At 46.9% G+C, this 11,120-nt stretch carries 6 protein-coding genes, 2 tRNA genes and 4 rRNA genes; 4 read left to right on the forward strand and 8 right to left on the reverse strand.

Annotated features, from left to right (window positions below; translation table 11 throughout):
• The first annotated feature begins 1 nt into the window (after position 1).
• A complete protein-coding gene (gene uppS / locus OU421_RS12925; protein ID WP_268186519.1) occupies positions 2-727 on the forward strand; it encodes a polyprenyl diphosphate synthase in 726 nt (241 codons plus the stop codon).
• Here the strand turns inward: uppS and OU421_RS12930 are convergent.
• Positions 715-1,227 carry an undecaprenyl diphosphate synthase family protein gene (locus OU421_RS12930; RefSeq protein WP_268186520.1) on the reverse strand — a complete coding sequence of 171 codons (513 nt, stop codon included), beginning with the start codon at positions 1,225-1,227 and terminating at the stop codon, positions 715-717. The genes uppS and OU421_RS12930 overlap by 13 nt on opposite strands.
• Before the next feature lie 334 nt (positions 1,228-1,561).
• On the opposite strand from OU421_RS12930, the gene dph5 reads away from it, so the two are divergent.
• From dph5 to OU421_RS12945, 3 genes are all read left to right on the forward strand, one after another.
• On the forward strand, positions 1,562-2,320 hold the full coding sequence (dph5, locus tag OU421_RS12935; protein WP_268186521.1) for a diphthine synthase: 759 nt from the start codon (positions 1,562-1,564) through the stop codon (positions 2,318-2,320).
• Positions 2,313-2,882: a DUF357 domain-containing protein gene (locus OU421_RS12940; RefSeq protein ID WP_268186522.1), complete on the forward strand. Its 570-nt coding sequence runs from the start codon at positions 2,313-2,315 to the stop codon at positions 2,880-2,882. The genes dph5 and OU421_RS12940 overlap by 8 nt, the downstream gene beginning before the upstream one ends.
• 75 nt (positions 2,883-2,957) lie before the next feature.
• Positions 2,958-4,004 (forward strand): lysylphosphatidylglycerol synthase transmembrane domain-containing protein, encoded by a 1,047-nt coding sequence (locus OU421_RS12945; RefSeq protein ID WP_268186523.1) that lies wholly within the window; start codon positions 2,958-2,960, stop codon positions 4,002-4,004.
• 322 nt (positions 4,005-4,326) lie between these two features.
• Here the strand turns inward: OU421_RS12945 and rrf (OU421_RS12950) are convergent.
• From rrf (OU421_RS12950) to OU421_RS12980, 7 genes are all read right to left on the reverse strand, one after another.
• Positions 4,327-4,448: ribosomal RNA gene (rrf, locus tag OU421_RS12950) — 5S ribosomal RNA — on the reverse strand.
• Between the two features lie 46 nt (positions 4,449-4,494).
• Positions 4,495-4,566: transfer RNA gene (locus OU421_RS12955), tRNA-Cys, on the reverse strand.
• Between the two features lie 335 nt (positions 4,567-4,901).
• A complete protein-coding gene (locus OU421_RS12960; RefSeq protein ID WP_268186524.1) occupies positions 4,902-5,321 on the reverse strand; it encodes a hypothetical protein in 420 nt (139 codons plus the stop codon).
• Between the two features lie 569 nt (positions 5,322-5,890).
• Positions 5,891-6,012 (reverse strand): 5S ribosomal RNA (rrf, locus tag OU421_RS12965).
• A gap of 64 nt (positions 6,013-6,076) precedes the next feature.
• Positions 6,077-9,003 (reverse strand): 23S ribosomal RNA (locus OU421_RS12970).
• 174 nt (positions 9,004-9,177) lie between these two features.
• Positions 9,178-9,250 (reverse strand) — tRNA-Ala (locus tag OU421_RS12975).
• Between the two features lie 59 nt (positions 9,251-9,309).
• A 16S ribosomal RNA gene (locus tag OU421_RS12980) occupies positions 9,310-10,776 on the reverse strand.
• The 16S, 23S and 5S rRNA genes sit together here with 2 tRNA genes alongside, the layout of an rRNA operon.
• Positions 10,777-11,120: the final 344 nt, after the last annotated feature.

The raw sequence follows: 11,120 nt of genomic DNA on the forward strand, positions 1-11,120 counted from the left end.
GATGAATGAGATCACAAATATTCCAAATCATATTGCAATCATTCAGGATGGAAACAGACGGTATGCAAAGATTCAGGGACAAAATACTTCATACGGGCACAGAAAAGGGGCACAGACATCTGACGAGGTCCTGGAATGGGCTCAGGAAATAGGAATCCGCAATATCACCCTCTATTCATTTTCTACTGAAAATTTCAACAGGCCCGATACTGAACTGAATGAACTGTTCTCTCTTTTTATTGAAAAATTCAAATCCATAAAAACGGATACGCGCGTTCATTCCAATGAAATCCGTCTTCAGGTGGTTGGCGATCGCAGTCTCATTCCAGAAGATATGCTCAAAACAATTGAAGAGGCGGAAGAAGCAACCAAAGATTATGCGCAGTTCCATCTGAATATCGCTCTCGCGTACGGTGGCAGGAATGAAATCGTTCGCGCAGTAAAAGAAATTCTTCAGGACCTCAGACAAAACAAAATCACACCCGATATGATCACAACGGATCTTCTGGATAATAAAATACGGGGAGATCTTCACCTCCCGCCGGTTGATCTAATAATCCGTACCGGAAACGAAAAAAGGACATCAAATTTTCTCCCGTGGTTTGCAAACGGATACAAATCGGCAGTCTACTTCTGTGCCCCATACTGGCCACTCTTCAGAAAAATAGACCTTTTGAGAGGGATTCGCGTATATGACGAACGGGTTAAGAGTGGCTACTTCCCATAACGTCTTTTTCGCAGTTGATAATCCCTGAGTGCCCGGAAAAAATCAACTTTTCTAAATGTAGGCCAGTTTACATCGGTAAAAAAGAGTTCCGAATACACAGACTGCCAGATCATAAAATCCATCAGATGACTGTCTCCGGTTTTAATGACAAAATCCGGTTCATATTGAAACGTCAGATGAGATTCAAGCATTTTTTCATCTACATCACCCGGGTCAATCCCAATTTCTGCAATTTCACGAACGGAGTGTACAATCTCTTCCCTACCGCTCATACCTATCGCAATAATGGTATCCGGGAGGTGGGTGCCATCATGAAGAACAAATTTTCCCTCAGGTGAATAAACGTCAACGCGAACCGGCCCAAAGAGATCTTTGAGTCTGGTGATTTCCGAAATCAAAGGAGCAACACAATCCGTATCTATATGAAATATCAGCGATTTGACCCCACATTCCATGCTCCAGTCAATTACCTGAATTATTTTCTCCGGTGCACGTTTCACATCATCTCCTGAGAGCATGATGCAAATATGGTTGGGAATATCCACACATCCCCGGATCAGAAATCTCTCATAGATATACCGAATCATAAAACACCCTAATTTACCCGATCGGAATTGGTATCATGCTGGTGAATGGTACATTCAGCATCCGACACTAGTACAGTTCATACATTTTTTCATTATAGGTAGATAATATCATTCGGTTCCTTCTCACCGAACATCCATGATCTGCGCAAAAACCCATTTCATATATCTGGAAGGTATGCACGCTTTCTTATCAGATCACCACCATTATTCAAAGAAAGTCCCCAATAGTAATAGACAGGTGAATAAAATGCTCTCATTCGTAGGACTCGGTCTGTATGACGGGGAAGACATCTCCCTTAAAGGTCTCAGGAAAATCAGGGAAGCAGACCATATCTTTCTGGAAGGCTATACATCACGCCTGATGGGGATAAAGATCTGTGAAATGGAAGATCAATACGGAAAAACCGTCACGGTTCTGGGCCGTGAAGATGTTGAACAGCATCCGGATACAATTCTTGAATATGCCAAAGAAGGTCCTGTTGTATTTCTTACCGGAGGGGATCCAATGGTATCAACCACGCATGCAGATCTCCGTATACGGGCGGCAGAACGTGGGATAAAAACTGAGATCATTCATTCATCTTCAATAATCAGTGCCGTATGTGGCCTCTCAGGCTTACAGAATTATCGGTTTGGAAAATCATGTTCAGTCCCGTACCCAACAGAAAACTGGTTTCCTCTTACCCCATATGAGACAATATCAGCGAACCTCAAACTAAATCTACACACACTTGTATACCTCGATATCCAGTCTGAAAGATATATGTCAGTCCCTGAGGCAGTCCGTCTTATATCAGCAATGGCTGAGAAGAAAAATGAACCGTTACCGAAGCTCTTTATCGGCATCGCACGCGCCGGCAGTGAGAACCCGACGGTTATAGCTGGCAATGCGGAGACACTTGTAAATGCGGATTTCGGCCCACCTCTCCATGTGCTCGTCGTCCCTGCCGAGCTCCATCCAATAGAGGAGGATTATATCCGGACATTTGCTGGTTACCATGATTGAGGAATACGGCAGAACCTTTTCTGGAAGGACAGAAACAACGGTAATTGTTGTTCCGGAAAATACCTGGCTTGCAAAAGTAGCAAGCGATGTTCTTGAAATGGTGCACGCATATGCTTCAGACGGATTTGTTTTTCTGGACAAAGGCGATGAAGTGAATGCACTGGCATCTTTTGCCTATGGGAGCGGCTGGCTGGACACCGGAGTCGCAGCAGGTCTTTTCACAAACCATCCAATGGGCATCCCCCCGAAAGGCTGTACACCGGATATACCCGAAGCTCTTTCAGAACACCTGAACGAGAAAACATTCAGATATCAGCGTATGCTTGCCAGTGCGCTTTCATCCGTGTGCATAAATTCTGAACCTGAACTTCCGCTTTACCCTGCAGGGAAGGAAATCTGCACAATTACACACCAATATTATATTGCAGGCAGTATTGAAACAGAAGCGGCCAATCTTGCAGACGGACTTGCGCTTCTCAGTTATGCGTACGGCTGGATTGATGCAGGTGTGCGAACAGGTATCCTCAAAGTGGTAAAAAACCCAGAATTATTCACGGTTTAAAGTACAAAGAGTTTATAGTTTGCCGGAAAAACTTAGGTGATTCATCAACCCGGTGGAAATGGAGTACACAAATACATGGAAAGTTCACAATGGAAATGGTTGGCCTTCTCTGTTGGTTTCAGCACACTTGTGCTTATTGGTGTTCTTTGGTTTACCATTGACGATGAGACCATCACCTATCTAAAGAATGTCAATTACACTTTTTTACTTCTGGCATTGGTCCTCCACATTATTGCACTGATGGCGTGGGGTATGAGACTGAAAATGATGTCACAATCGCTGGGCTACCATGTTCCGTTTCTCCATGCACTCAACGCAGTATTTGCAAACCTATTGGTGGCAGCGATCACCCCTTCACAGGCAGGAGGAGAGCCGGTCAGAATTCATGAACTCTATCGGGCAGACGTACCGGTAGGTGATGCAACAGCCGTTGTGATCATGGAACGGGTCATCGATGGAATTGTTCTGGGATTAATTGGTATATTTGCATTTATCCTGCTGGTATTTCAGTTTGCAACGCTGGATGTGAATCTGACGACACCATTACTGGTGATATGGGTCATACTCATCTGCTTTATGATTCTGTTCATCTATTCAATCCGCCATCCTGAATTTTTGAAACGAATTCTGTTTAAGATATCCGGTTGGCTTACGAAACGATGGAAATCAGAAAAAGTGGATAAACTGATGCATTCCATTGATTCGGAAGTTGATAACTTTAACAGTGCACTCGCCAAGTTCGCCAGCAAAGCAAAAAAAGGACTGGTGTGGGGATTTGCACTTACCACGATTTACTGGGTCTTTGAATTTTTAATTGCATCATTTATTCTCATTGCCATCGGGTCAAAACCGTTTTTCATTGAATCATTTATCGTGCAGCTGATCATTGCAATTATTATGATGGTTCCCCTGACCCCGGGAAGTTCGGGGATTGCAGAAATCTCAGCCACATCCCTCTATGGATTGTTTGTCCCATCATCAATTGTCGGGGTATTTGTTCTTCTCTGGCGGCTCATCCTGTACTATTTCAATATCTTTGTCGGTGTGCTTGCGAGCGTGCTTATTGTACGAAGAGAGATGATATTGCGGCAGTTAAAACGGCTCAAACGGAATCAAAACTGAATTCATTTTTTGCCGGACAATCAGTTCCGCATATACTTCAAGATAATAATTCACTTATTTCCCCATCACGTCACAACACCAGAAGCACCAGAATATATCTTTCGGGGTGTCCACTCTCCAGGGTCTGACAACATTGGAACAAAACAACATCTCGTTTGCGCGGACAAGTAATACAATTATGCGCGACACTCACGTTCTTTTGTATCGCATATACAGAACAGAATGCTCATTTTGATTCAAGGCATTTATTGTATCGTGTCGCTGCAAAGAGCTTGCGCTCTTATTATAACAGTTATAGAACAGTTGTTTCATCTTTTATGAGCATTTGCAGCGTGGTATGCTTCCCGAGCGCTCTCGCAACTCAGTACCACACACTACGTGAACGGGCTTAACTTCCGGGTTCGGTATGGGTCCGGGTGTTGCCCCGCTGCTATGGCCGCAAATACAGGACAATATTGCCCTGCGTCGAAATCCCTTAAAGAATTTCTAAAGCCAAGGTCCAGATTTGAACTGGAGTATAGCTGCTCTGCAGGCAGCCGCGTGGCCGCTCCGCCACCTTGGCATCCGTGTTGCCTAACAATATTAGCACTACTAGGATAAAAACATTGTTTTCTGGATTTAATCATTAGATATTTCATGCTATTTTAAGCCGAAAATCACCAAATAATCGCATAATAATAAACTATTCATCATTAAAAAACGTGAATATGAAAGGTACACGCGCTTTGAAGATATCAACCTGTTTTTCAGCAACCCTGATAAAATAGTATTTTTCCCCTGATAGAAAAGATACGATGACATGGGATTTCGATCTTCTATGTAATCTTTCTTCTACGGTATTCATGAAATATATCCCATTATCCGAAAACAGAAGACAACGAATATCTCAAAAAACATTCAGCAAATCACAGATACGTTTCCATAATCGGTATCTCCTGAAAACACGGTTTGCATATCCACAGGAACAGTCCGGGGGACAGAGTACAAAGGCGCATATCTGCCACATTGCGCAAGGACGTGCCGAAGTGAACGTTGAGAAACAGTAAACCTGTCACCGTTATTCAGTGTTATGTTTACTGCTTTCCCTGATGATGACGCAAATACCTTTCCTGCTGTACCGCATAAGCGGCATTCAGCATTATTGCGTATTGGTTCAATTCGTCCAGAACGAATTCCGCTCATAGCCTGATACAATTCCGATAGCCTGATACCAAATTTAGTGCCATGGATAATAACCTCAATAATATTATTTTCCTGATTATCACAGTCACGTATCATTCTACGCCGGGTTTGGACATATCCTGCCTTTTTTAGCATAATCCTCTCCTGAAATTAACCTGAATATAATATACCATAAAGGATAGCCGTGCGGAGTGTGAAAGTAATCAAAATCGTTCAGATGGCTCGTATACAGCATTGAGATCTTTTATTTGATCATCACCGCCTCAGGTGGATTCGATAAGATGAGTGAAATCAATTTACGCATATCCATTGCTCCTGCATACAATTGTATTTCAATAGCACCCCACTCTGTGATACGAAAAACATGGGAAGAAAACAATTTGGGGCAATCAATGAATTTCTATGGAAATTCATACAATCTAATCACAAAAAAAATCAAATCCTGTTAAATGGTAATTTACCAGACAGAGAAACCAAGCGCCATCGCTCAACAGCGTACAATTAATAAAACAGAACTCTCGCATCACAGGTCATTCATATACAACTTTTTCAGATTTTCGGACACTCACACTCTTTTGTATCAGATGTATACAGAACAGAATGTCACAGAACAGTGCAGAGATGTACCACAGAAAGAATCGTTTCGAAGCGCTCACGCTCCTTTGCATAACAGATACAGAACAGATTTCCTCATTTAGTATGAGCATTTGCAGCGTGGTGTGCTTCCCGAGCGCTCTCGCAACTCAGTACCACACACTACGTGAACGGGCTTAACTTCCGGGTTCGGTATGGGTCCGGGTGTTGCCCCGCTGCTATGGCCGCAAATACAGAGGTTGTATAGTGTGGTGTGCACATTGAAATTCGTCTGAGTTTTAACGGACGATTAATCAGTGTTAGCTGATTTGGGCGTTAGTACTCGTGGACTTAACACGTCGTTACCTTCGTGCTCACATCCCGAGCCTATCAAACGGATCTTTTATCCATGCCCTCAGACGAGGTCTCTTTTCAGGTCTGGTTTCAAGCTTAGATGCTTTCAGCTTTTATCCATTATCGCGTAGCCACCCGGCACTGCCCTGTCGGACAACCGGTATACCAGTGGCGACGACGGAAAGTTCCTCTCGTACTATTTCCGTCTTACCCTCAGACCTCTAACACTCCAAATAGATAGTAACCGACCTGTCTCACGACGGTCTAAACCCAGCTCACGATCCCCTTTAATAGGCGAACAACCTCACCCTTGGCTGCTGCTGCACAGCCAGGATGGAAAGAACCGACATCGAGGTAGCAAGCCACCGGGTCGATATGTGCTCTTGCCGGTGACGACTCAATTATCCCCGGGGTAGCTTTTCTGTCGTCAATAGCACTCATCAAAAGCGCGTATTGGTTCGTTAGACCCGAGTTTCCTCTCGCGAACACTTGCTATGCGTGTTCACGTCAGGCCAACTTTTGCTCTTGACACTCTTCTGTGAGTTTCTGACTCACATGAGTTGACCTTGGGGCACCCTTGATACCTTTTCGAGGGTGTGGCGCCCCACCCAAACTGCCTACCTACCGATGTCCTCACGAGGAGTTAGTGTTACAGTAAACAAAGGATGGTGTCTCATTGTTGACTAACCAGCCCCCACAAGGGCTGGATCGACATCTCCCATCTACACTGCGCAATGAATACCGTAACACAACAACAGGCTGCAGTAAAGCTCCACGGGGTCTTCACTTCCCATTTGGAGTCCCTAGCCTTTGCACTAGGATAAAATGTTCAACGGACTTGTGTTTGGGACAGTGGGGCTCTCGTTAATCCATTCATGCAAGTCGCCAATTAAGCGACAAGGTACTACGCTACCTTAAGAGGGTCATAGTTACCCCCGCCGTTTACAGGTCCTTCGTCCGGTTGAACCCGGTTTTCAGATACCTGCACTGGGCAGGAATCACAGACTATACTAGTCCTTTCGGAGTTGCAGTCTGCTATGTTGTTATTAGACAGTCGGAGCCCCCTGGTCACTGCGACCTGCCCAATCGCTGGGCAGGCACCCCTTCTTCCGAAGGTACGGGGCCATTTTGCCGAATTCCCTAAACACAATTAAACCGACACGCCTTAGCCTTCTCAGCTAGGGGCACCTGTGTCAGATCTCGGTACGGACATCTGATTCCCTTTTCACGGGTTCCAGGAGTTTGCTTTATTACTCCATCACGCTTTCACTCAATTCTCACCATTACGGTTCTCCAGGAGTTTATACGATTAGACAGGGCGACAGCCCTGCAAAGCATATCCAGAAACGTCAGGGTTAACCGAAGTTAACTACAATCAGATGGTACAGGAATATTAACCTGTTTCCCTTTCGCTATACTCGAATTACGGTATAACTTAGGACCGACTAACCCTCGGCTGACGAACATTGCCGAGGAAACCTAGCCCCTTCGGCGGTTAGGATTCTCACCTAACTATGCTTCTACTAGTGCCAGAATTCTCAATTCTGCACGGTCCACAGGAACTTACACCCCTGCTTCCGCCCATGCAGAGCGCCTCTCTACGCCATCACCTTACGGTGGTCTGTGGTATCTGTGGTAGGTTTTAGCCCCGTCCATTTTCAGCGCCCTAAACCTCGACTGGTAAGCTGTTACGCACTTTTTAAAGGGTAGCTGCTTCTAAGCTCACCTTCCAGTTGTCTTTGGCCTAGGACATCTTTTAGTATTGACACTTAACCTACACTGAGGGACATTAACCACAGTCTGGGTTGTCTCCCTTACGCACTACAAGCTTACCCCGTAGTGCGGACTTCCAGCCTTCTACGACGACGGGGAATTCGGAGTTTGACAGGAAGGTGAGGGATTTCTCCCCCAACTCCTCCAATCAGTGCTCTACCTCACCGTCTATCTCCAGCCAGGTCATGCTACGGCATGTTTCGAGAGGAACCAGCTGATGCCCAGTTCGATTGGCCTTTCACCCCTATACGCAGGTCACACGAATGATTTGCATATCAATACCGCTTCGGCCCTCCACGCAACTTTCGTCACCCTTCAGCCTGCCCACGCATAGATCACTGGGCTTCGGGTCTTATCCTGTCGACTACACGCACGATTAATACGTCGTCCCATGCACGAATGCTACGGACTTGTCGCTTTCGCTTCGGCTTCCCTTACCGGTTAACCTCGCCAACAGAATAAACTCTCTGGCCCGTTCTTCAAAACGTAAGTTGTGACACCGGCAATACATCCCATACTACCGCCTCGCGACGGGTTCTTTCAACGTAAAGATCCTTTCATGCCACAACACACTATCACCTATCAGTTTCAGGCACTTTTAACCACCTTTCCAGGGTTACTTTTCAGCTTTCGCTCACGCTACTATTGCGCTATCGGTTTCGAGGAGTATTTAGTTTTGGAGGTTGATGACCCCCAGGTTCATGCGAGAATTCCAACCCGCACTACTCGAGACACTTCCTCACCAAACATCGGTATGCGTACGGGGCTATCACCCTCTGTGGCAAACCGTTCCAGAATTATTTCCGCTTCGGATGTTTGGTTAAACGGAAGGCTCACAACACCACATGTCCCCGAAGGGATTCGGTTTGAACTATGTCGTTTTCGATCGCCTTTACTAACGACATCTCGTTTGATTTCTCTTCCTCCCCCTACTGAGATGTTTCAATTCGGGGGGTTCCCAATCCTTACGGATCGCTTCCGAAGAAGCAGGAGGTCCCATTAGGGTATCTCCGGATCATAGGTTCCATGCGCCTACCCGGAGCTTATCGCAGCTTGGCACGCCCTTCATCGGCACTCGAACCGAGCCATCCACTGACAGGTTTGTATCAGCTATGTCTTTTTGATTGTGTCCGTTAAAACTCATTTAACGTCCAATGTGCACACCTTTACACAGCCTCTAAGAGTCTTGTGGACTCTCGGCCCTTCCCCGGAAACTCACGTCTCCGGGTGCATTGGTAGCCTGGTTCTCAGACAATAGATGTCACGAAGGACACATCTGATTACCAGGCAATGGACTTAAGGGGATTTGAACCCCTGGCCTCGGCGTTGCAAACGCCGCGCTCTTCCAGCTGAGCTATAAGCCCATATCCTGTTGACACCAGCAATTTTACGTTCTATTTAATAACCGCATACCCAGTTCTTTAGGAGGTGATTCCAGCCGCAGATTCCCCTACGGCTACCTTGTTACGACTTAACCCTCCTTGCGAAACCTAGATTCGACTGCGGCAAAAACCACAGGCTCATCCAAACCTCACTCGGATGGTTTGACGGGCGGTGTGTGCAAGGAGCAGGGACGCATTCACCGCGCTATGTTTGAAACGCGATTACTACGGATTCCAGCTTCATGTGGGCGAGTTACAGCCCACAATCCGAACTTGGGACAGGTTTAAGAGATTGCCTTCACCTTTCGGTGTCGATACCCATTGTCCTGCCCATTGTAGCCCGCGTGTAGCCCGGATAATTCGGGGCATGCTGACCTACCGTTGCCCATTCCTTCCTCCTCTTTAGCAGAGGCGGTCCCAACAGTGTCCTCATCGTTCCGGAGAACAAGCTAGCAACTGTTGGCGTGGGTCTCGCTCGTTGCCTGACTAAACAGGATGCTTCACAGTACGAACTGACGACGGCCATGCACCTCCTCTCAGATCATCAAGCAGAGTCTTCAGCCCGGCTATCATATGTCTGTCCTATCCGGTGAGATTTCCGGCGTTGAGTCCAATTAAACCGCAGGCTCCACCCGTTGTGGTGCTCCCCCGCCAATTCCTTTAAGTTTCAGCCTTGCGACCGTACTTCCCAGGCGGCACGTTTCACGGTTTCCCTTCGGCACCCAGTGACTCGTGGTCACCAGTACACCTAACGCGCATAGTTTACGGCTGGGACTACCCGGGTATCTAATCCGGTTCGCTCCCCCAGCTTTCGTCCCTCACTGTCGGAGCCGTTCTGGTGAGATGCCTTCGCCATAGGTGGTCCCCCGGGGATTACAGGATTTCACTCCTACCCCCGGAGTACCTCTCACCTCTCCCGGTCCCTAGACCCCCAGTATCTCTTAGACGCCCGCCGGTTAAGCCGGCGGATTTCCCAAGAGACTTAAGGGTCCAGCTACGGACGCTTTAAGCCCAATAAAAGTGGCCACCACTCGAGCCGCCGGTATTACCGCGGCGGCTGGCACCGGTCTTGCCCGGCCCTTTCTTCAGATGCGTTTTAAACACCTGGACAGCCCGCGTATACGGGCACTCGGGGTTCCCTTATCACAGTTTCCTGCATTGTAAAGTTTTCGCGCCTGCTGCGCCCCGTAGGGCCTGGAATCGTGTCTCAGATTCCATCTCCGGGCTCTTGCTCCCACAACCCGTATCGATTACAGGCTTGTTGGGCCGTTACCCCAACAACAACCTAATCGACCGCAGATCCATCCTAAGGCGCCGGAGCTTTCGACTAGAGAACATTCCAGTATCTCTAATCTATGGAGTATTATCCCCAGTTTCCGGGGTTATTCTCCACCTTAGGGCAGGTTATCCACGTGTTACTGAGCAGTCCGCTGAGGGTCTAAACCCTCTCAACTCGCATGGCTTATCGAACCCCGATAGCAGTGACCTCTGGCAGGATCAACCAGAATTAATTTCTTGAAGTAGGCAAACTGATACCTCAGTTTTGCTTTTCAAAGCACACTTATGTTCGACTTATTTTTAAAGGATATTAGCGGTTACTAAATAGATTTCCGCATTGCCAGTGCCAACGTCAGAACCGACGCTCCCATCCGAGTGGTTTCGGTTCCCCATCAAAATCTTGGACTTCAGTATTAGCGGCAAGAGGTGATAAACCCTCGCATTTCCCTCCGAAGTCCCGAAGACAGACCTCTGCACCGACCCGAAACGGTTCGGGCATGTACAAAGATCATATTTCTATGGTATCTGTATGCCTGCAGAGCAAACAAAGGCAGTATAGCCCCGATTGTCACAG

This window comes from Methanogenium organophilum (assembly GCF_026684035.1).
GTDB lineage: Archaea > Halobacteriota > Methanomicrobia > Methanomicrobiales > Methanomicrobiaceae > Methanogenium > Methanogenium organophilum.

Excerpts from the sequence above, each read along its gene's own strand:
- uppS (WP_268186519.1), top strand. The coding sequence starts at position 2 with ATGAATGAGATCACAAATATTCCAAATCATATTGCAATCATTCAGGAT.
- OU421_RS12945 (WP_268186523.1), top strand. The coding sequence starts at position 2,958 with ATGGAAAGTTCACAATGGAAATGGTTGGCCTTCTCTGTTGGTTTCAGC.
- OU421_RS12960 (WP_268186524.1), bottom strand. The coding sequence starts at position 5,321 with ATGCTAAAAAAGGCAGGATATGTCCAAACCCGGCGTAGAATGATACGT.
- OU421_RS12940 (WP_268186522.1), top strand. The coding sequence starts at position 2,313 with ATGATTGAGGAATACGGCAGAACCTTTTCTGGAAGGACAGAAACAACG.
- dph5 (WP_268186521.1), top strand. The coding sequence starts at position 1,562 with ATGCTCTCATTCGTAGGACTCGGTCTGTATGACGGGGAAGACATCTCC.